Here is a 20,045-nt window from a genome sequence, read left to right as displayed (position 1 = left end):
AGTAAAAAGCCGTTAACGGACTTTTTACGACCCTATCATAATTGCCGGGGAATCAATTGCCACGGAAAACCGGGGCGGCGGCGCTGAAAAAGGAGTACACGATACGGAAATCCGCCGATACCGATTATTTTCGGTCAACACCCTCTTTTCCGGAGAGATTTTCAACGAGAACAAAGCCGCCGGTAATAACGTTTTCCCTTACCTTGGCCTCGATACTCCTTTTATCACCGCTTCGGAAGGCATCAATAATCTCCCTGTGTTGTCTGGCCGCTTCATCAAATTGCCCTGGAAAGGTTAGAGAAACGACACTGAAACGTTTGAAATGGTCGTTCAGGTTGGAAATCATCTGGATGAGACGGTTGTTCCCGCAGAGTTTTACGAAAACATCATGAAACCTGCAGTGGGTTTTGTAAAATCCATCAAGGTCATCCGCTGCCTGAAGATTTTCAAGCTCGGCGTTGATCTTCTCCAGCTTTTCGATGTCCTTCCCTGTCATACGGGAGGCTGCAAGACGGGCGGCAAGACCTTCAAGGGTGCTTTTTATCTCGTAAAGCTGGAAGGCTTCATCGGGGTTGATCTCGGTAACAACAGCCCCTTTCCGTGGGATTATCTCTATGAACCCCTCGTTTTCCAGCTTCCGGAACGCTTCCCGGAGAGGGGTACGGCTGATTCCCATGGAATCGGCCAGTTCGCCCTCGGATATCTTCTCCCCCGGACGGAACTTTCCTTTGATGATGGCCGTTCTTATGGAGTCGGCGATATCCTCCGACAGAAGCTTCGGCTCTTCGATCTTGATCTTGAAATCTTTCAATGGATCCCGGATTCCTCCATCCTCTTGATCATCTTGACCAGTTCCTCGCCGCCCAGCAGGGCATGTTCAACCACGACCGCTTCAGCTAACCGACCGTCCTTTTTCTCGAAGGCCCTGATGATAGACTTATGCTGGTTTACAGACTCCATCAGCCGCCCGGGCAGGGACAGCGTGGCCATACGAAAACCTTTGAATCTTTGCACCATGCCGTCCCGAATTTCGAGAAGTTTCTCATTTCCGCATAGTTTGATGAAATAGTTGTGGAAGTCGTTATTCTTGGCGAAAAACGCCTCGAGCTGCCCCTTTTCCGCCAATCCGGCCAGTTGACTGTTTACCCTTTTCAGTTTTTCGATATCGCTGTCCGATATTTTCTCTGCGACGACCCGGGCAGCGAATCCCTCCAGAAGACTTTTGATCTCGTAAAAATCCTCCACCTGTTTGGCGGTGATGGTGGATACCACCGCCCCTCTACGGGGGATCACTGCCAGAAAACCCTCACTCTCAAGCTGACGGAATGCCTCCCTTATGGGGGTACGGCTGATCCCCAGTTTGGCCGCAAGTTCCGGCTCGGTAAGCTTCTGTCCTGGAGGAAGCTCCCTTCGGATAATAGACTCCCGAAGTGAAGTGGCAATCTGTTCCCTCAGTGTTTTGTGCTTTTTTAGTTTCATTTTCCTGATATAATTTAGGTTGATAGGAAGTAATCTGGCCGGCCTGTCCAATAATTGTATACAGTATACATCATACAATGTGCAAAGTCATGGCAATATTCCATGTATTTCCGGAAATTCCTGATTTTGAGAGGCTAAGGTTCATGAGGGAAAGGATAAAAAAACAGCGCCCGGTTTCCATTGGGGAGGTCATCTCAAGCGTTCTGGAAAACCTGGACATCCCGCCGGAGACCGTCCTGAAGGGAAAGGCCCTTAACGCCTGGAAGGCGGTCGCCGGTGAGGCTGCGACACACTCGGAGGCCATCCGTTTTCAGGGGAAAACCATCGTCGTGGCTATCAGCGGGTCCGGGTGGATGACCGAGCTGTCCATGCGAAAGGTCGAGCTGCTGCGCCGCCTGGAAAGGGAGGTTGGTGAAAACATAGTAACCGACATTCGGTTTCAGATGGACAGAAAGCAGACAAGGGGTCCGGATCATATATAGATGCGAACACCCAGCGAGAAGTTGTGTGCCTTAAAAAAACCGCTGTACTTGTGGATACCGGTATTCAGTTCAGCCTCCATCGTATAGAAAAACCGATACTGCAGGTCGAGGGCTATGGATCGTGTAACATGTACCGCAATGCCTGCTATGGCCTGGTAGGCCAGAACGTCGTCATCCGCCTTGACCCCTGCATCATCCAGGGTGATATGGGCTCCGCCTATGCCCGCACCGATATATGGAGTGTAGAAAGATTCCCTTTCCATGTCGTAATAGGCGTTGAACATAAAGCTTAAAGCAGTGTATTTAACTCCGCTTACCGCTGTCAGCCCCACAGAATCAACATCGTTGAGGCGGTACCCTGCCTCCATCTCCAGCCTGCCGTTGGGGAAGGAATATCCAAGAACGGCGAACCTGTTGGAACCGGAGGCGAACCGGACTTCGCTCTTTCCAAGATCCGGTTCATCTGTCAGATCATCAAATGTGCCGTTGTCAAGCGTCAGAACCCCTGATTGTGCTGAGACGTACATGCGTTCCAGTGCCGGAGCGGAAGAACAGAAAAGAACGGTGAAAATAAAACTCAGGGGTAGAACCAGTATCCTTTTCATCCTCACCTCGCCGATATTGGTAGGATCGTAAAAAGTCCTTCAGTGGGCGCGTTGTTGACCTCTTGCGAGGTCATCAACATTAACCGCGCAAACTTCGTATCACACAAAACGAAATCCGGGGGACTTTAGCAGAAAGTCCCATTAAAATCACTCCCCGTACAAAATCCTTCTGGCTTCGTCGGTATAACCTCCGGGTCCATTTTCCCCGTAGATGATCAAGGGGGGATCGACAACCGGAGCCCGTTGAGAGCCGCCCTTCCGGGCCTCGACCAGAACCAGAGAAGGGGCGGCTTCGGTCCTGGAGTGAACAAATCGGACCCTGACCGGCTGCAGGAAATGGCCCTGGAGAATATCCAGGAGGTGATTATGGCGCTCGGCCAGGTATATCCAGACGGAACGACCGCCCCGGCGGAGGAGGGCGGCGGCGGCGGCGGCAAAATCCTCCGCATTGCCAAGAAGTTCGTGCCTGGCGGCCGCCCGAACAGGATCTGGGCTCAACCTCCCTTTTCCAACCTCTCTATAGGGAGGGTTGGCTGCCACCAGGTCGAACCCTGCCTGATCACACCTCCATGGATAATTCCGCAGGTCAGCCTGAATAAAACGGATGTTTTCCAGGCCGCTCAACCCGGCGCCTTCCGAAGCTTGACGGATCAAACCACGCTGGACCTCCACGCCGAACACCGAACACCCGGGATGGTCGTGTGCCAGTATGAGCCCCACCAATCCGTTACCGCATCCGAGATCAGCGACACGCCATCCGGTCTCAACATCAGGAAAACGGGCGAGGAGAAGTCCGTCCACGGACGCCTTTGCTCCCCTCACGCTCTGGACAACGACCAGCCCTTTTCCACCTATTTCGTCAATGGAAGTAGTCATTCAGGTTTCAGCGTTCAGAGCGAGGATTTTCACCACTGATTATCTCCCCTTCAAGGTCATAATCCCCGCTTTCCATGATCCGGACCATAACCCGATCCCCGGGAGAACAACGCCGGTTCAGCCTGACGACGCCGTCCACTTCGGGAGCCTGTCCCCTATGGCGTCCGAAGGCGCCCTCATCGTCCTCACCCTCCACAAGGACCTCCAGTTCCAACCCGATCATATCCTTTAGAAGCACCCGGGATATCCGGCTTTGCTCCTCCATCAGGAGTTCCAACCTCTCCCGGGCCGTCCCCGGATCCACCTGAGCCATGAGGCCGGCCGCCGGTGTGCCTTTTTCCCTGCTGTAGGCGAAGACGCCCAGGTGATTGATTTCGGCTTCCCGGACGAAACTCAGTAAAGCCTGGAAATCATCCTCGGTCTCACCCGGAAAACCGGTCATCAGAGTGGTCCTGAAAAAGACTCCGGGAAGCTGCTTCCTTACCATCTCCAGGACCCTTCGCGGCTCCGGCGCGGCCCCCCTGCCCATACGTCCCAGCAAGGAGGGTGATACATGCTGGAAGGGGACGTCCATGTACCGGCAAACCCTCTCATCGGAAGAAAGTGCCTCCAGAAGACGCCCGCTTACCCGGGAGGGGTGAATGTACATGCCCCGCAGCCAGAAGTCGCCGCGCACCTCCAGGATGGACCGGATAAGTTCCGGCAGATCTTCGCCACCCCGGTCCATGCCATAACGTCCGGTATCCTGGGCGACGAGGGTGATCTCCTTCACGCCCCGCTGGACCAGCCAGCGGGCTTCATCCACGATTGAAGGCAGGGGGCGGCTGACGAATTCGCCCCTGATCCGGGGAATCATGCAATAGGTACAGTGGTTGGAACAGCCATCCCCGATCTTGAGGTACGCCCTGTGGGGAGGAAAGGAGATCAAGCGCGTTGGAAACGTCTCGTCCGTGGAGGGGACAATGTCCCTTCCCATGACCGCGGACATCACCTGTTCCAGGGAAGATGGTGAAACCAGGGCATCAATCTCCGGGACCTCGCCTTTCAGTTCCTGACCGTAGCGGCTCACCATGCACCCGGCCACAACGAGCCTTTTGACTGATCCTTTTCCCTTGATAGCGGCAAGTTCCACTATGCGGTCCAGGGATTCGGAAACCGCCTCGGTAAGGAATGAGCATGTATTGATGAGGATGCAGTCCGCGGACTCGGGATCGTCGATAACTTCACATCCGGAATCGGCCAGGTGTCCCAGCATTACCTCTGTATCGACAAGGTTTTTTGAACATCCGAGGGAAACTACAGCGATTTTCATCTTTTTGTGGGGCAACGGTACCATAGTCTCCTGTGTTCCAGGTTCCAAGTTTTTTACTTTAGGTTCATCCATCCGGTTAATGCGTACCTTTATTATTTTGCTGTCATTGCGAGGAACATCGAGGGAGACGAGAGTGACGCGGCAATCCCGGGCGGAGCTGAAAAGATCAAAAGCTGATTTACCACAGTACAGCCCCTCGCAGGCTGCTTTTCCACGTTGAACATTGAACGTTGAACGTTCTTTCATCCCATTGGACGTTGGACCCCGGGTTTCAGATACTTCGACATTTTTTAAACGCCTTGCACCTCTACGCCCATATACACCATCTGAAGGATCCCCGCATCATCACGGCTCGATGACCTCCGTTCCCTTCGGGATGTCCCACTTGAACAGGTCGGGCGACAGCTTCACGTTCCTTTCGATCCCGGCAAAAGAAATGGTGGTCACGTTACCGATACGATGGTGGATCGTGATCCTCTCAATGACCCCGGTGTCCGGTTCCACGAAAATCTCGATCCTGTCGTAGGAGGTTTTCTTCGATTTCGGGAAAAGTACCAGCGCGTATCTTCCTTCGGGCCCCGTCCCGCCGGACCGCACCGTAAAATCCTTCTCAAGGCGGTCAATCCCGCCGAGAAAGGTACCGGCTCCCTGACGCATCTCCTCAGGGGTCATTTTTCTCCTGACAACCTGGTGCCTGCCGGGCATGTAGATCCAGACAATATCCCCGTTGATGATTACCCTGTGAGGCTTTTTTCCCCGGTAGTCCCAGCGCATCCTGTCGGGCAGTAAAAAGGACAGGACACCCTCTTCCCGATGGGAGATTCCCACCCCGGGGCGCTCCTCGGTCTGGACAAATTCCGCCCGGATGCTCGTGAGGGTACTGTAGGCCTTGCGGACAAGGGCCAGGGTTTTGGCGGCCCCGTCACCGGTGCTTGCCGCCCAACCCGGGGCGGCAGTGATGAAAAGGGCCAGAAGGGCCACGATGATCGATCTCATTCCATATCGACCCTTCGGAGGATGGGCCGGGGCTTGGCGCCGTCCGGCGGTCCGATAATGCCCTCCGCCTCCATGCGTTCGATCATCCTGGCCGCCCTGTTGTATCCCACCTTGAAGTTACGCTGGATCATGGACGCCGAGGCGTATCCCTTCCGGTAGACGAAATCGAGAACGTCCCCGAATTTCTCATCCTCCTCATCGTCATCGACGCCCCGTGAGGAAGTCGGCTCATAATCAAAGAGGTCATCGCGGTAATCGGGTTTTGACTGTTCCCGTAAATACCGGACGATCCTGTTTACCTCCTCATCCGTAACCAGACATCCGTGGATGCGGAACATCCCGGTAATCCCGGTCTTGACAAAGAGCATGTCCCCTCTGCCGAGGAGCTGTTCAGCGCCGTTGCTGTCCAGGATAACCCGTGAGTTCGCCTTGTCGAACACCTTGAATGAGATCCTGCCTGTGATGTTGTTCTTGATGTTCCCGGAAACGATATCCACGGATGGCCGTTGGGTGGCTATGATCAGGTGGATCCCCGCCGCCCTGGCCATCTGGCCCAGCCGGGCGATGCACTCTTCGACCTCCCGGGAGGTGGTCATCATGAGGTCGGCCAGTTCGTCGATTATCACCACAATGTGGGGGAGATGCGGATCGTCACCCTCCGGTGGTTCCTTGAGCTTGGCCATTTTCCGGTTATAGCCGACAATGTCCCTCACGCCGTGGGCGGCGAGAAGCTGGTAGCGCCTCTCCATTTCCACAACAGCCCATCTCAAGGCCGAAGCTGCTTTCCTGGGCTCCATTACCACAGGAGCCAGCAGGTGTGGGATCCCCTCATATGGCGACAGTTCGAGCATCTTTGGATCGATGAGAAGGAGCCTTACCTCGTGGGGTGCAAGGTTTCCCACCAGGCTGAGGATCATGGAGTTGATGGCCACGCTCTTTCCCGTCCCGGTGGCGCCTGCCACAAGGAGGTGCGGCATTGAATCCAGGTCGGTTACGTATGGATTGCCTGCCGTATCCTTCCCCAGGGCGAGCCTCAGCGCCCCCTTGGCACGCGTAAATTCGCTGGAACTCAGGATCTCACGGAGGGTAACCAACTCCGGGCTCTGGTTGGGTATCTCGATTCCAATAACCGTTTTTCCGGGGATCAAAGGGACCACCCGAATGGAAACACCTCCCATGGCCAGGGAGAGGTCACCCGTAAGGTTGAGGATCTGGTTCAGTTTTACCCCGGGTGCGGGCTCATATTCGAAAACGGTAATTACCGGACCCGGATTGATGGTCGCAACCCGCCCTTCAACCCCGAAATCCCTGAGCTTCTTCTCAAGAATCTTCGCACGCCCCTTCTGGTCTTCCTCACTAATCCCCTCATACCTGGGGTCGGGAGGGTTGAGCAACCGAAGAGGGGGCAGAGAAAATTTCCCCCTTGGTCTCGGCATTGTCTCAAATTCCTCCTGGACAGGTTCGGATAATGCCCTGTTGGTTTTTTCCATCTTCCTGACTACCACCTGGGGCGAAGCCTTTTTTGCCTCCACGTCCTGGGCTCTGGTGACGGCCTTCCGCCTTCTGACCCGTTCCTTCCATTTAACAAAAAAACGGCCGATCCATCTGAAACACCCCAGAAAGATCCGGCCCGTTGTCCCGAGCGACATATTGGTCATGACCAGGATCGATGCGACCAGAAGGGCGATGGAGAGGATAAGAGTACCGGGGACATTAAAAAATCGAATAAGTACATCGCTGAGGAGGAGACCGACAATCCCGCCGGCATCCCTGTGGACACCGCCCATAACGGGAGCGGTCCCCATTCTGATCTGCAGGAGAATGCACACCGCCAACAGGAACCCGCTTCCGCCGGCGGCCCTAAGGAACCATCCCCCCCAATGTTTGCTGATGAACCTGGTTACTCCGAGGAACAAAAGCAAGGCCGGGATAAGGAACCCGGCCCAGCCGAGGGCCTGGATGATAACGTCGGCGAGGTGAGCTCCGACAACCCCTCCCAGATTACTCACTCCCTTTACCGTACCGGTACTGTTTAAAGAAACATCCAGGGGACTGTAGGAAACAAGCGACAGGAGGAAAAAAAGGCTCAAGGCAGTGAACAGGACACCGACGATCTCACGCCATCTGGCCTGGTATTTAGGGGTTATTCTGATTTCTTTTTCCCTGGACGCCATTTTTGACACCTTCGCAAAAAGTCTCTTCGGACCTTTTACGACCCTACCAAAAAGACCAGCGAAAGGAAACCGATAGACAGACAGTAGACGGCAAAGGGGAGGAGTTTTCCCTTTGCCAGAACCTTCATGAGCAGGGCAATGGAAAGCCAGCCCGCCACTGCGGCGGCCAGCGCGCCGGCAAGATAGACCGCCATGTGGCCTGCACCCAGGATCGACTTTCCCTCTAGTAAAACCGCCCCGCCGACGGCGGGGATGGAGAGGAGGAAGGAAAACCGGGCGGCCTCGGTAGCGGAAAGCCCCACAAGCATCGCCGCGGCAATGGTCGCCCCTGACCGGGAGACTCCGGGGGTAACGGCAACGGCCTGAAAACAGCCGATGAGTACAGCTGATCCGACGGTTATTTCAGACATCCTGGTCCTGCCGCCGCGCAGCCTGCTCGCTATCAGCAGAAGAACACCCGTAAACAGGAGTCCGCCCGACGCGACCCTGGGAGACGAAAAGAGCGGTTTAATGGCATCCATTAACAGGAATCCCACAAGGCCCACTGGAACACTGCCCACGACAAGGAGCAAGGGAAGCTTCCACCCTCCCTCCCGGGGCCTGACCATTCCAACAATCATCTCGATGATATCACGATAAAAGTAGGCGATAACGGCTATGAGGGTCCCACCGTGCAGGAGGATGTCGAAGGCTGCCGATGGTGCGCTGAAACCCGGCAGGATGGACTGGGCCAGCACAAGGTGTCCCGAGCTGGAGACCGGAAGAAATTCGGTAACACCCTGGAGGATGCCCAGGAGTATTGAGTTAAACAGATCGGTCATGGCCTATAGCCCTTTCACCAGGTTCCAGGATTAAGTTCCTGGTTCCTGGTACCTTGTTCCTAGTATCTTAAGACACTGCGCGGTTTGAACCTGAACTAAACTAGGCGCCAGGCACCAGGCACTAGGTACTCCGATACTTCGATACCTGATCACTCCTCCACCAGGACGGGGATGACCATCGGCTTTTTCTGCAGGGCACGACGATACACGGCTCGCACACCTATCCTGATCTCCTCCCTGAGTTCCTCGATGGAGGAAGGCGGTGAGCGCCAATCCCTGATGAAATTTTTTGCGACCGCCTCCGCCTCCCTGTCCAATGATCGGCTCGATTCCTCCAGTCCTACCCCCACGCTGTGAACGGACGGAGCGATGGACCCGGGTTCGCCCCGGGCAGACAGGGAGGCGACGACCACGACAAGACCCTCCCTGGCGAGTCTCCTCCGCTCCTTCATTAAAGGGCTGCCAAGGTCGGTGACGAGGTCCCCGTCCACCAACATGCGCCCGGCCGGTACAGAAGCTCCCATGAATGCCGTGTCCTCTGAGAATTCAAGGACCTGGCCGGGATCGAGTATGAAGATCCGCTCCTTTTCGATTCCCACCTGCTGAGCAAGTCTGGAACAGGCAACAAGTTGGCGGTAATCCCCGTGGAGGGGAATGAAAAAGCGCGGTTTGACCGCGTTGATCATCAATTTTATCTCCTCGGCGCTCCCGTGCCCCGAGACGTGAACCATGGGGGATCCCTGGTAATAGACCCGGGCGCCCGCACGAAAAAGCCCGTCTATCATCGAACCGGCGGCCAGTTCATTCCCGGGAATAATCCTGGATGAGAAGATTACGGTATCGCCATTACCGACCTTCACGCCGGAATGTTCACCCCTGGCGATCCTGCTCAAAGCGGACATGGGTTCGCCTTGGGATCCGGTGACAAGATAAACCAGTTTGCCGGCCTCCTGTTCCCCGGCGTTATCCATGGAAATCAGAACGTCGGAAGGAACATGGAGGTAGCCCAGGTCAGATGCCAGGCGGCTGTTCCCGATCATCCGCCGCCCTTCGACAACGGCTTTTCTGCCGCAGGCTTCGGCGGCGTTAAGTATCTGCTGAATCCTGTGAATGTGTGATGCGAAGGTCGCGATGAAGACCCGGCCCGGGGCCTGTCTCATGAGGTCCTCGATAACTCGGCCCACCTCGGCCTCCGGCCGGGTAAAACCAGGCCTGTCGGCGTTGGTGCTGTCGGACATGAGAAGGAGCACGCCCATCTCCCCGGCTTTGGCGAGGCCCGCCAGGTCGGTGGGGTTGCCGTCAATGGGAGCCTGGTCCATCTTGTAATCGCCGGAGTGCACGACGATGCCCACAGGCGTCCTGATGATAAGAGCAGCCCCATCCGGGATACTGTGGGCAACCCTCACGGCCTCGATGTTAAAAGGGCCGCATGTTACCGGGTCGCGGAACATGATCTGTCGCAGGTCACCGTCCACAGGAGGCCCGTTTCCGCTGCTATCGGTCAGCCGTTCCCGGACAAGGGCGAGAGTGAGGGCCGTACCGTAGACGGGAACATCCACCTGGCGCAGAAGATAGGGCAGGGAACCGATGTGATCGTCATGTCCGTGTGTGAGAAAGATGGCCTTGAGGCGATCAAGATTTTCAAGGACATAGGTAAAATCGGGCAGGATGAGGTCCACACCCGGGTAGTTCCCCTGTGGGATCTTGAAGCCGGCGTCCACCATGATCATATGGCCGCCATATTCCAGGACCGTGCAGTTCATACCGAAGATACCGACGCCCCCAAGGGGGATAACGCGCAAGGGCAGGGAGATGGCCTCGGGAGTCGGGGCACTGTCATTCACTGTTCTGTCCAATTCCACTGTTCTGTCTAATTCCCATGTCATAAAGCCTGTTGGAAAGCCGGGCGAACTGTTCAACCGTCAACTGCTCAGCCCTCACACCTTCCCAGAGGCCAAGCCCCTCAAGCACCCCGGGCAGAGTTATCTTATCAATTGTCTTCATCTTTGATGCGAGGCTGTTAACAAGTTTCTTTCTTCTCTGTGCGAATGCCGCCTTGACCACCTGGCTGGTGAACTCCCGGTTTTTCAAGGGGTAGACAGGCTCTGATGCCACATCCCAACGCACAAGCGCGGAATCCACCCTGGGCGGTGGAAGGAAAACACCGGGTGCTACTTTTCGAAGGATCCTGGGCCTTCCATACAGCTGGCAAGCGACCGACATGATTCCAAAATCCTTGTTGCCCGGCTCGGCGGCGAGACGGCGTCCCACCTCCCACTGAACGAGGAAAACCGCCCTGGACACCCTCTCCGGATATTGGAGCACCCTGAAGATGACCTGGGTGGAGGCTGCATAAGGCAGGTTGCCCATAAGGACCGCCTGGCCTTCTTGGGGCAGAAGTTCATCCCATGGGATCCTGAGAATATCCCCCTGAACCAGCCTGAATGAGGGGTCCCCCCCGAACTGCTCCTCAATGGCCTTCACCACCGACGGATCGATCTCCACACCTGTTACCGAAGCCCCGGTGTCAAGGATGACACGGGTGAGCTTTCCGGTCCCCACACCAACCTCGACGACCATGTCTCCGGGAGACAGGTCCGCCGAGTGAACAATCAGGGAAAGGAGATTCAGGTCATGGAGAAAGTGTTGCCCGAAGGGAGGAGTGCTCCGCCGGTGAAATCCCATGTTTATCTACCAAAGTCCATTTGACATTTTCCCGGGCCTGCGGCTATAAAGTGATGATTTCTCAGGAAGTCATCAACGCGTCCATTGAAGGGCGCCCAAAGCAATGACTTGCAGCGCAAGTTGTTGATTTGGGCGGAAAGTGAAAATAACACTTTTCGCTTTCCGTTGAGTAAAAAGCCACGAAAGGATTTTTTACGATCCTATCAAAAGTGACCATGCAAATAAAGTTCAAACCTTCTGGGCGTTTATACCCCACTATCACCCTGCTGGCAATACTGTCCCCCTTGGGCCTCGCCTGTGTCAGTCCTTCCGTAATCCAGCGGGAAAAGGTTCCGCAGAATATTGTTCAGTCGAAACCGGCTCTGCCGAAACCCTCTCAGATGGAAGCGGTCCGGGAGAAGCCGGTTCGCCTAGGGGAACGGGTTTCCGATCGTGAGGAACTCATGGCCTACCAGGAGGCAGTTAGGACATTCCGTGAGGACGGGCGCGCGGAGACAGCCTACGACATGCTGGATGCATTCATCCGAATGCACCCGGACAGCAGGTACGCTGACGATGCTCTACTGGAACAGGTCCGGATCATGGCCTCCCTTGACAGGCCGCGGGAGGCCCTTCGCCTCGCAAGACGGTTCCTGCGGGACTTCGCCAACAGCCCCTTGAGGAAAAAAATCTTCCTCCTCGAAGGGGACATTTCCCTCCACAGGGAAAAGTGGAAAGACTGCGTTCGTTTCATAGACAACGCCTTGACTCTCGACCTCCTCGCCCCGGAGCGTGCCGAGGCCCTGGGCAAAAAGAGTGTGTGCCTTCTCAAGAGAAAGCGCTACCGGCAGGCGTTCATGGGAGCCCGGGATGCCCTCCTCGCCGCCTCAGCCGGGGGTGTCTCCGAAAAGATCGGGGACGAGGCCCGAAAGACCCTGGCCCAGGCCGCGTTGGGTCTTGGAGACAAAGCCCTGGCAAGCATACTTGCGGAATCGGACGGAACTGAGCCTTTCGTATATCCGGCCATGGAGCAGCTTCGAAGGATGCTTGAAAAGGGCCTCTATCAGGAGGGGATGAATGACCTGATGGACATTCTGACGCATTATCCCGGGCTGGTCCCACAGGGAAAAATTGACGAGGCATACAATATATTAAGCGACCATCTCCTCGTTCAAAGCAACACCATCGGCGCTGTCCTTCCCCTTTCCGGACGCTATCAGCTCTACGGTGAGAAGGCGCTGCAGGGGATACAGGCCGCCCTCGGCCTCATGTCCCCATTGCCGCAGGAGGGATCCTCCCCCCGTTTTACCCTGGTAACTGTCGATTCCGGGACAGATCCCATGAAGGCTGCCCAGGCCGTCACTGATCTGGCCGGAAAGGAACACGTTCTGGCTATCATCGGCCCGATCTTCTCAAGGACCTCGAAAGCTGCCGCCCAGGCGGCGGAGAGGTCGGGCGTCCCCATGATCACCCTCTCCGCCGACCCATCCATTCCGAAAATAGGTGAGAATGTTTTTCGCCGAGCCTTATCCGACTCCCAGCAGATAAGGTCCCTGGTAACCATGGCGCATGACCGCCTCATGATGACCAGGTTCGCCATCCTTTATCCGGACACGGTTTACGGCAGGGAGATGATGAACCGGTTCTGGGACGAGCTGGATAAAAGAGGGGCAGAGGTGACGGCCGTTGAGAGTTTTCCGCCCGGGGTAACCGATTTCGGACCCCAGATCCGCTCCATGGTCGGTCTTAACCGCGCGTTGTCACCGGAAGAGAAGATCCTAAAGGAAAACGGGGTGGATGTGAAAGTCGATTCCATTGTGGATTTCGACGCGGTCTTCATCCCGGCCGATTTCCAGACCGTCGGCCTCCTGGCTCCGCAGCTTGCCTTCTACGATATAACCAATGCCCTCCTGCTCGGTACTGATGGCTGGAACAGCCCCTGGATAGTGGAGTTAGGGGAACATTACGTGGAAGGCGCTATTTTTACGGGGGGATACCTGGCCGACATGAATAATCCCGTCAGCAGGGAACTTTCGGCAAGGTACTGGCTCAGTTTCGGTGAGGACCCCCAACCACTGGCAGCGCAGGCATTCGACACGGCCTACCTGATCCGTTCGGGATTGGAGTCAGGGATAGTCAGCGACCGGTCATCCCTGAGGAACTACCTCATGAATCTCACCAACGCCCCCTCTTCGGAAGGCCCGCTTACAACCGGGCAGGACGGGGACATCGCCCAGCGCCCTTATCTCCTGACGGTGGAGAAGGGCAAGATCAAGCCGTTTGTGCCGGAAATAGATTAATAATATTGGGGATTTTCCATGACAAAAAGGTTCGCTTTCTTCTACTTCTTCAAGGTCACTCCCGATCGGCTCATGGAGGTCGTTCCTGAACATATAGATTACTGGGCAAAAGTAGACCCGCCGGATTATGTGGGCGGCCCCTTCGGGGACGGCTCGGGCGGCATGATCCTGTTCTCCGCCGAAGGCCTCGAAGAGGCCGAACAAATAACAGGCCGGGATCCCTTCGTCCTCCGGAATCTCATGGGCCGGATGTGGGTCAGGGAGTGGGTGGTTAAGGGTCAGGAGAATAGTCCGGAGTAGGAAAGAAAGTCCAGAGTTCGGAGTCCAGAGTCCAGTGTCCAGAGTCCAAAGAGAAGAAAAGCAGACGCCCCTTCGATCCCGCCGACGGCGGGACTCAGGATAAACGGGGGCGAGGGGGCACTTGGGAGCATGGGGGAAGTATCGAGATGGGGAGGTTTTTCCTATCCTTTGTCCTATACTATAAGGAAAAGAGCGATAGTCCACATGCTGACCCCTACAGTTGAGTCGAGAACACGCCATGACGCAGGACGACGAAACACCGGGGCCAACATCCTTCCTCCGAGGCTCAAGGAAAAGAACCAGATCACGGATGCCAGAATTGCGCCCATACCGAACAGGAGCCGACCTGTTCCGGCAAACCGGCCGCCGGCACTGCCAAGGAGTACAACCGAATCCAGCAAAGCCTGAGGGTTCAGGAGGCTGACGGCAAGCGTCGTCCCAATGACGGTTTTCAGCGAACCTGCCGACACCATTCCCCGCTCCACGCTCGCGCCGCGAATTGCCGAACGAAAAGCACGCAGACCATACCAGAACAGAAACAGAGCGCCACCCCAGGCGGCCCATCGGGCTAAATCGGGATGGGCGGCGATGACAGACCCCATCCCGGCCATCCCCAGGACAATGAGGGCGATTTCGCAAATACTGCAAATCAGTGGAATAAGCAGGAGGTGGCTGCGCCTGATGCCGTGAGACAGGATAAAAGAGTTCTGGGCGCCAATGGCTACGATCAGCCCGCCCCCCATTATGAAACCCTGGGCAAACGTCAGAATCATTGTTGGCAGGGTCGTAAAAAGTCCATCCATGGCTTTTTCCTCGATTGGCGCCAATAATAGATTGACTTTAGCCTGAAGTAAAATTAATTGTTTTTTATTATGATAAATTTTGCTAATTTCAACTCATGCTCGACTACAAACTTCTGGAGGCGTTCGCGGCAGTGATACAGGAGGGTGGATTCGACAGGGCAGGTCGTTTGCTGAACCTGACCCAGTCCGCCATCTCGCAGAGAATAAAACTTCTGGAAGATCAGGTGGGACTGGTATTACTTGTGCGCTCACAACCACCCAAGGCTACTCCGGCAGGGCAGCATCTGATCAAGCACTATCGGCAGGTAGAACAACTGGAGGATAGTCTCGGACACGACCTGGGACCATCCGAGGGGATGAGGTTTACTTCCCTTGCCATCGGCATCAACGCCGACAGCCTTGCCACCTGGTTTCTTGATGCGGTGCATCGCTTTGTAAAGGATGAGTCCGTTGTCCTGGACCTGTCGGTGGAGGATCAGGAACAGACCCATCGCCTTCTGAAAGATGGGGATGTCACCGGATGCGTAAGCACTCAGGAAAGGGCCATGCGTGGCTGTCGTGTCGATTATCTGGGGCGCATGGAATATCGCCTGCTGGCGACACCCGAATTCGCAGATAAATGGTTCCCGGATATTTTAGATGAAAAGGCTGTTCTTCAGGCCCCGGCCCTGTTATTCACCCGCAGGGACGATCTCCACAACAAGATTCTGAAGCTGCTGTTGGGAAAATCTCCAACGGATATTCCCGCTCACTACGTTCCATCCTATGAGACGTTCGTTGAATTCATAGTCTCGGGCCTGGGGTACGGCATGGTTCCGGATCGGCAGAGCACCCCACTCATCACTGCCGGTAAGCTTGTCAATCTTGCTCCCGGCAAACATTTTCCGGTGGATTTATATTGGCACCGCTGGAATATCCGTTCAAGGATCCTGGAGGGGTTTTCAGAAAGCCTGATCCGGAACGCACGCGCAACACTCAAAAATCAGGCCACCTGATGGCGGCCTTGACCTGCTCCATCATCTCGGGTGAGACCTCGGTCACACCGGTCCTCTCACATGTTGTGAACGGTAAATGGCTGCTCATGGATGTCGTTCCTGCAAGGGTCTGACACCAATCCTTATACATTATCTTGTATTGACATTCTCTTCTGACTACTATATATAGTGTTTTGTTGCCGGTACGCTCCTTATTCGGAGTGTTATACAAGGGAACCCGGTGAGAATCCGGGACTGCCCCGCAGCGGTAAGTAGGAACGAACGTCGCCATTAAGCACTGGCCCAAGGGGCTGGGAAGCGGCGGCCAGTAGGAATGGATCCTATCGAGAGGATCACCCGCCTACAAGTCCGAAGACCTGCCGGCGACCCGCCGATAGCGCGGTATATTGATTGTCGCCTTCGAGGGAAGATGCGTTCAGCCCGGCAGAAGACCTGTTGCGAAATTCCCGCCTCACAGCTCACGGCTGTCTGAAATTCTTCCAAAGGTCACTGTCACGTCCGAGGGGACGTGGGACACGTTAGTGGATGCGCCTATGAACAGCTGCATCCACAGAAAAGGAGCCGGGTATGAACACCTTAACGGAATCCGTTCGTGAAACAGCACAGATGGACGAAGCGGAAAATTTCACTCAAATCCTGAAGCGGGACGGGAGGGTCGTCCCCTTCCGGGCATCCAAGATAACGGAAGCCATCCATAAGGCGGGTAAAGCAACCGGGGAGTTCGATGAGGTCATGGCCCGCAGACTTACTATTAAAGCCATTGCCCTGGCTGGAATGATAATGATAGACGACCTTCCAACCGTCGAGAGAATTCAGGATATCGTTGAAGAAATCCTTCTGGAATCCCCATACAAAAAAACGGCGAAGGCATATATCATTTACCGTGATCAGCATGCCCGCATCCGGGAACTCGTTCAGAAGGCCGATATCGATCTGATCGACAGCTACCTGGAACGCCTGGATTGGAAGGTGAGGGAAAACAGCAACATGGGATATTCCCTGCAGGGGTTAAACAATTTCGTTTCCAGTGAAGTGTGCAAGGAATATTGGCTTAACAAGGTCTATTCATCTGAAATCAGGAGGGCCCATACATCAGGGGATCTGCACGTTCACGATCTGGGACAACTCGCGGCCTACTGTGTGGGCTGGGACCTGCAGGATATTCTGCGTATGGGTTTCAGGGGGGCGCCGGGAAAATCGGAGAGCAGCCCCGCACGCCATTTCCGGACCGCCTTGGGACAGATCGTCAATTTTTTCTACACCCTTCAGGGCGAAGCCGCAGGCGCACAGGCATTTTCCAATTTTGATACCCTTTTAGCACCCTTCATCCGATACGACGGGCTGGAATACAGAGAAGTCAAGCAGGCTCTTCAGGAATTCATCTTCAACATCAATGTGCCGACGAGAGTCGGTTTTCAGACGCCTTTCACTAACCTGACGCTCGACCTGCATCCTCCGACGGTCCTGGCTGGGGAGCAGGTAATAATCGGCGGCAAAACGCAGGAGGAGACGTATGCGGAATTTCAGCATGAGATGAACATGCTCAACAGGGCTTTCCTGGAGGTCCTGTGTGAAGGGGACGCCAAAGGGCGGGTCTTCACTTTCCCGATCCCCACCTACAACATCACACACGATTTCCCCTGGGATGAGCCCGACCTGCATGGATTATGGGAAGCCACCGCGAAATACGGCATTCCCTATTTCGCCAACTTTATCAACTCCGACATGTCACCCGATGACGCAAGGTCCATGTGCTGCAGACTCAGACTTGATCTGCGGAGCCTTGACAGAAGGGGCGGCGGCTTGTTCGGTGCCAATCCCCTGACGGGTTCCATTGGCGTAGTCACTATCAACATGCCGCGCCTCGGTTACCTCGCCGACGACGAAGGGGACTTTTTCAACCGATTGGACCAGCTTTTGGAGATCGCCCGGACGAGTCTGGAAATTAAAAGAAAGGTCCTGGAACGCTTCACCGATCAGAACCTTTACCCCTATACAAAATACTACCTTCGCAACATAAAAAAATCTCACGGGCAGTATTGGCACAATCACTTCGCCACGATCGGGCTTGTGGGCATGAACGAAGCCGGCGTCAACCTCTTGGGCTGTGATATAGGTTCCGTCGAAGGGAAAAAGTTCGCAGAAAAGGTCCTTGATCATATGCGCGACAGCCTTGTCCGGTTCCAGAACGAAACCGATCACATCTATAACCTTGAAGCGACACCCGCCGAGGGGACGGCATACCGCCTCGCGAAACTGGACCAGGATAAGTTCCCCGAAATCTTATGCCCGAACGGCCATGCGAACATTGAGGGAGCGGCGCCATTTTACACGAATTCGACACACCTTCCCGTGAACTACACCGATGACGCTTTCCACGCCCTCAACCTCCAGGACAGCCTTCAAACCCGCTACACCGGAGGGACGGTCATGCACGTTTATCTTGGAGAATCATCGCCGGACCCAGACGCAGTCAAGACATTTGTCCGCAGGGTATGCGAGGAATTCCGGCTTCCTTATCTCACCGTCACCCCCACATTTTCAGTCTGCCCGACGCACGGCTACCTCCCCGGCGAACAGAAACTCTGTCCGGATTGTAATGGTGAAACAGAGATATATTCCCGAGTCGTAGGATATCTGAGACCGGTCAATCAGTGGAATGAGGGCAAACAGTCGGAGTTCATTATGCGCAGCCTTTTTACACTGGGTAATCGTACGTGAAACTAGGCGGCTTTCAGCCGTTTGCTCTGAGCGATTTCCCCGGGAGAGTCGCGGCTGTGATTTTTGTGCAGGGATGTAATTTCCAGTGTCCATTCTGCCACAATGGGCCACTAATCCCGCCGAATCCTCCCTCGGGGGATCTGATCTCCCGGAAGTTGGTGACAGAATTTCTTGCTCTACGTGCGGACAAGCTGGATGGTGTGGTAATCAGTGGAGGTGAGCCGTTACTTCAGCCTGACATGGAGGAGTTCCTGAAGGAACTTAAGTGTTTGGGGCTCGATGTAAAAATCGACACAAATGGGAGTAGACCGGATGTGCTTGGTAAATTGATCGGTGAAGGCCTTGTTGACTATATTGCCATGGACATCAAAGCACCGCTTGAATTGTATGCCCGTCTGGCAGGCATAAAGGTTGATGAGGGAAAGATCCTCCAAAGCATCCACCTTATAGCCGGAAGCGGAGTTCCCCATGAGTTTCGAACAACAAACGTGGAGTCTCTGCTGTCAATGCGTGATATAGAGAAAATCCGTTCTTTGGTCCCGGATGGATCATCATATCGGATCCAGAAGTTCCGAAAAGAAACGGCCATGGAGAGTTCGCTTCGCTAGTGCCGGCCTGACGGCCAAGGCCCAAATAAACACGTTCAAGGTTCAACGTTCAAGATTCAACGTTCAATGTTTAACGTTCAAGGTTCAAGGCTGCCACGGCGTTTCCATGTATTATCATCTCACCGGTATCTTCATCTCACCCGGCATTCCCTCGGACATGTCGGCAGGCATGGAAAACTTTTTGAACCCCTGCGGCACCTCGAACAGAACGATCTTTTTCATCCTCTTCCTCCTTTTCGGTCGGGCACCTTTTTCCATGATACATCTGTTGCCACAAAACACCATGGTGAAATAGCAGACACTTCCAAAGCCCATTTACCACAGGGTTACACAGGGTAAAAATCAAAGATTAGTATGTTTTTGCTCTAAAATCTGGTTCATCCGGTTAATGCGCACCTTTATTATTTTGCTGTCATTGCGAGCCCGAGTGAAACCGTAGGCGTGGCAATCTCATGCGGAGCCGAAAAGGTCATCGCGGCGCCCTCCGGTCGCCCACGGGATCGCTTCACCCGGTTATCGGTTCGCGACGACCAGCGAAGTCATCAATATTAACTAGACCGGTGAAAGATTGATATTGACCGAGCGGTCAAGTATGTTTATATTTATGGTTCATCCGGATAATGCGTACCTCTATTATTTTGCTGTCATTGCGAGGAGCATCGAAGGAGACGAGAGTGACGCGGCAATCCCGGGCGGAGCTGCAAAGAAAATCACGGCTTCCGCCGTCGCTCTTCGAGCTATGGCGGGACAGGCACGATGACAAATGGTGGGGTATGGTCCTCATCCAGGTACTCATTTCAAGGATGACCCAGATTTATAAGGAGAATCAAATTAATGGGGCGACCAAGCGACGCAAGGGAACGGCTCCTTGACTCGGCCATCGAACTGATCTGGAAAAAGACCTACCGC

General features: G+C 54.9%; 18 protein-coding genes and 1 riboswitch. Of the genes, 7 read left to right on the top strand and 11 right to left on the bottom strand.

All coding sequences use genetic code 11. The features are described 5' to 3' along the window. Positions 1 to 124: 124 nt before the first annotated feature. Positions 125 to 811, bottom strand: coding sequence for a GntR family transcriptional regulator (locus GXP52_08340; protein NOY87292.1), 687 nt, complete (start codon positions 809 to 811; stop codon positions 125 to 127). After that, the gene (locus GXP52_08335; protein ID NOY87291.1) at positions 808 to 1,479 is read right to left on the bottom strand and encodes a GntR family transcriptional regulator; all 672 of its coding nucleotides are present in this window, start codon (positions 1,477 to 1,479) and stop codon (positions 808 to 810) included. Before GXP52_08335 ends, GXP52_08340 begins: the two co-directional genes overlap by 4 nt. Positions 1,480 to 1,622: 143 nt before the next feature. Between GXP52_08335 and GXP52_08330 the strand changes: the two genes are divergently transcribed. Beyond that, positions 1,623 to 1,961 carry a DUF721 domain-containing protein gene (locus GXP52_08330; GenBank protein NOY87290.1) on the top strand — a complete coding sequence of 113 codons (339 nt, stop codon included), beginning with the start codon at positions 1,623 to 1,625 and terminating at the stop codon, positions 1,959 to 1,961. Here the strand turns inward: GXP52_08330 and GXP52_08325 are convergent. The 8 genes from GXP52_08325 to rsmA form a co-directional block, all read right to left on the bottom strand. Beyond that, positions 1,952 to 2,566 carry a porin family protein gene (locus GXP52_08325; GenBank protein NOY87289.1) on the bottom strand — a complete coding sequence of 205 codons (615 nt, stop codon included), beginning with the start codon at positions 2,564 to 2,566 and terminating at the stop codon, positions 1,952 to 1,954. The two genes, GXP52_08330 and GXP52_08325, sit on opposite strands and share 10 nt — an antisense overlap. Positions 2,567 to 2,713: 147 nt before the next feature. Then, positions 2,714 to 3,442: a methyltransferase gene (locus tag GXP52_08320; GenBank protein ID NOY87288.1), complete on the bottom strand. Its 729-nt coding sequence runs from the start codon at positions 3,440 to 3,442 to the stop codon at positions 2,714 to 2,716. A gap of 7 nt (positions 3,443 to 3,449) precedes the next feature. After that, positions 3,450 to 4,769 (bottom strand): 30S ribosomal protein S12 methylthiotransferase RimO, encoded by a 1,320-nt coding sequence (gene rimO, locus GXP52_08315; protein ID NOY87287.1) that lies wholly within the window; start codon positions 4,767 to 4,769, stop codon positions 3,450 to 3,452. A 330-nt stretch (positions 4,770 to 5,099) separates the two neighbouring features. Further along, complete coding sequence (locus tag GXP52_08310; protein NOY87286.1) at positions 5,100 to 5,750, bottom strand: outer membrane lipoprotein carrier protein LolA; 651 nt, start codon at positions 5,748 to 5,750, stop codon at positions 5,100 to 5,102. Then, positions 5,747 to 7,924, bottom strand: a complete 2,178-nt coding sequence (locus GXP52_08305; GenBank protein NOY87285.1) for a DNA translocase FtsK — start codon at positions 7,922 to 7,924, stop codon at positions 5,747 to 5,749. The genes GXP52_08310 and GXP52_08305 overlap by 4 nt, the downstream gene beginning before the upstream one ends. Before the next feature lie 35 nt (positions 7,925 to 7,959). Then, positions 7,960 to 8,745 carry an undecaprenyl-diphosphate phosphatase gene (locus GXP52_08300; protein ID NOY87284.1) on the bottom strand — a complete coding sequence of 262 codons (786 nt, stop codon included), beginning with the start codon at positions 8,743 to 8,745 and terminating at the stop codon, positions 7,960 to 7,962. A 149-nt stretch (positions 8,746 to 8,894) separates the two neighbouring features. Continuing rightward, positions 8,895 to 10,589 (bottom strand): ribonuclease J, encoded by a 1,695-nt coding sequence (locus GXP52_08295; protein ID NOY87283.1) that lies wholly within the window; start codon positions 10,587 to 10,589, stop codon positions 8,895 to 8,897. Then, the gene (rsmA, locus tag GXP52_08290; protein NOY87282.1) at positions 10,582 to 11,430 is read right to left on the bottom strand and encodes a ribosomal RNA small subunit methyltransferase A; all 849 of its coding nucleotides are present in this window, start codon (positions 11,428 to 11,430) and stop codon (positions 10,582 to 10,584) included. Before rsmA ends, GXP52_08295 begins: the two co-directional genes overlap by 8 nt. Before the next feature lie 380 nt (positions 11,431 to 11,810). Between rsmA and GXP52_08285 the strand changes: the two genes are divergently transcribed. Together GXP52_08285 and GXP52_08280 are read left to right on the top strand one after the other, a co-directional pair. Next, positions 11,811 to 13,709 (top strand): ABC transporter substrate-binding protein, encoded by a 1,899-nt coding sequence (locus tag GXP52_08285; protein ID NOY87281.1) that lies wholly within the window; start codon positions 11,811 to 11,813, stop codon positions 13,707 to 13,709. Positions 13,710 to 13,727: 18 nt separating this feature from the next. After that, positions 13,728 to 14,009 carry a hypothetical protein gene (locus GXP52_08280; protein ID NOY87280.1) on the top strand — a complete coding sequence of 94 codons (282 nt, stop codon included), beginning with the start codon at positions 13,728 to 13,730 and terminating at the stop codon, positions 14,007 to 14,009. Positions 14,010 to 14,182: 173 nt separating this feature from the next. Here GXP52_08280 and GXP52_08275 read toward each other — a convergent pair whose 3' ends face one another. After that, positions 14,183 to 14,782, bottom strand: a complete 600-nt coding sequence (locus tag GXP52_08275) for an amino acid transporter (protein NOY87279.1) — start codon at positions 14,780 to 14,782, stop codon at positions 14,183 to 14,185. 125 nt (positions 14,783 to 14,907) lie between these two features. Here GXP52_08275 and GXP52_08270 point away from each other — a divergent pair, with 125 nt between their 5' ends. The 4 genes from GXP52_08270 to GXP52_08255 all read left to right on the top strand — a co-directional run bounded on the left by GXP52_08270 (position 14,908) and on the right by GXP52_08255 (position 19,896). Next, positions 14,908 to 15,807, top strand: coding sequence for a LysR family transcriptional regulator ArgP (locus GXP52_08270; GenBank protein ID NOY87278.1), 900 nt, complete (start codon positions 14,908 to 14,910; stop codon positions 15,805 to 15,807). Positions 15,808 to 15,970: 163 nt separating this feature from the next. After that, a riboswitch (cobalamin riboswitch) is annotated at positions 15,971 to 16,186 on the top strand. 227 nt (positions 16,187 to 16,413) lie between these two features. Beyond that, complete coding sequence (locus GXP52_08265; GenBank protein ID NOY87277.1) at positions 16,414 to 18,528, top strand: ribonucleoside triphosphate reductase; 2,115 nt, start codon at positions 16,414 to 16,416, stop codon at positions 18,526 to 18,528. Beyond that, positions 18,525 to 19,136 carry an anaerobic ribonucleoside-triphosphate reductase activating protein gene (locus tag GXP52_08260; GenBank protein ID NOY87276.1) on the top strand — a complete coding sequence of 204 codons (612 nt, stop codon included), beginning with the start codon at positions 18,525 to 18,527 and terminating at the stop codon, positions 19,134 to 19,136. The genes GXP52_08265 and GXP52_08260 overlap by 4 nt, the downstream gene beginning before the upstream one ends. 592 nt (positions 19,137 to 19,728) lie before the next feature. Beyond that, positions 19,729 to 19,896 carry a hypothetical protein gene (locus GXP52_08255; GenBank protein ID NOY87275.1) on the top strand — a complete coding sequence of 56 codons (168 nt, stop codon included), beginning with the start codon at positions 19,729 to 19,731 and terminating at the stop codon, positions 19,894 to 19,896. Positions 19,897 to 20,045 lie beyond the last annotated feature (149 nt).

This window comes from Deltaproteobacteria bacterium (assembly GCA_013151915.1).
Lineage (GTDB): Bacteria > BMS3Abin14 > BMS3Abin14 > BMS3Abin14 > BMS3Abin14 > BMS3ABIN14.
Note: the sequence above shows the minus strand (reverse complement) of the source record. Positions and strands in the feature narration are given on the sequence as shown.

Coding starts and splice junctions, on each gene's coding strand:
- GXP52_08335 (NOY87291.1), bottom strand. CDS start 1,479: ATGAAACTAAAAAAGCACAAAACACTGAGGGAACAGATTGCCACTTCA.
- GXP52_08330 (NOY87290.1), top strand. CDS start 1,623: ATGAGGGAAAGGATAAAAAAACAGCGCCCGGTTTCCATTGGGGAGGTC.
- GXP52_08325 (NOY87289.1), bottom strand. CDS start 2,566: ATGAAAAGGATACTGGTTCTACCCCTGAGTTTTATTTTCACCGTTCTT.
- GXP52_08320 (NOY87288.1), bottom strand. CDS start 3,442: ATGACTACTTCCATTGACGAAATAGGTGGAAAAGGGCTGGTCGTTGTC.
- GXP52_08310 (NOY87286.1), bottom strand. CDS start 5,750: ATGAGATCGATCATCGTGGCCCTTCTGGCCCTTTTCATCACTGCCGCC.
- GXP52_08305 (NOY87285.1), bottom strand. CDS start 7,924: ATGGCGTCCAGGGAAAAAGAAATCAGAATAACCCCTAAATACCAGGCC.
- GXP52_08300 (NOY87284.1), bottom strand. CDS start 8,745: ATGACCGATCTGTTTAACTCAATACTCCTGGGCATCCTCCAGGGTGTT.
- rsmA (NOY87282.1), bottom strand. CDS start 11,430: ATGGGATTTCACCGGCGGAGCACTCCTCCCTTCGGGCAACACTTTCTC.
- GXP52_08285 (NOY87281.1), top strand. CDS start 11,811: ATGGAAGCGGTCCGGGAGAAGCCGGTTCGCCTAGGGGAACGGGTTTCC.
- GXP52_08280 (NOY87280.1), top strand. CDS start 13,728: ATGACAAAAAGGTTCGCTTTCTTCTACTTCTTCAAGGTCACTCCCGAT.
- GXP52_08275 (NOY87279.1), bottom strand. CDS start 14,782: ATGATTCTGACGTTTGCCCAGGGTTTCATAATGGGGGGCGGGCTGATC.
- GXP52_08270 (NOY87278.1), top strand. CDS start 14,908: ATGCTCGACTACAAACTTCTGGAGGCGTTCGCGGCAGTGATACAGGAG.
- GXP52_08265 (NOY87277.1), top strand. CDS start 16,414: ATGGACGAAGCGGAAAATTTCACTCAAATCCTGAAGCGGGACGGGAGG.
- GXP52_08255 (NOY87275.1), top strand. CDS start 19,729: ATGTTTATATTTATGGTTCATCCGGATAATGCGTACCTCTATTATTTT.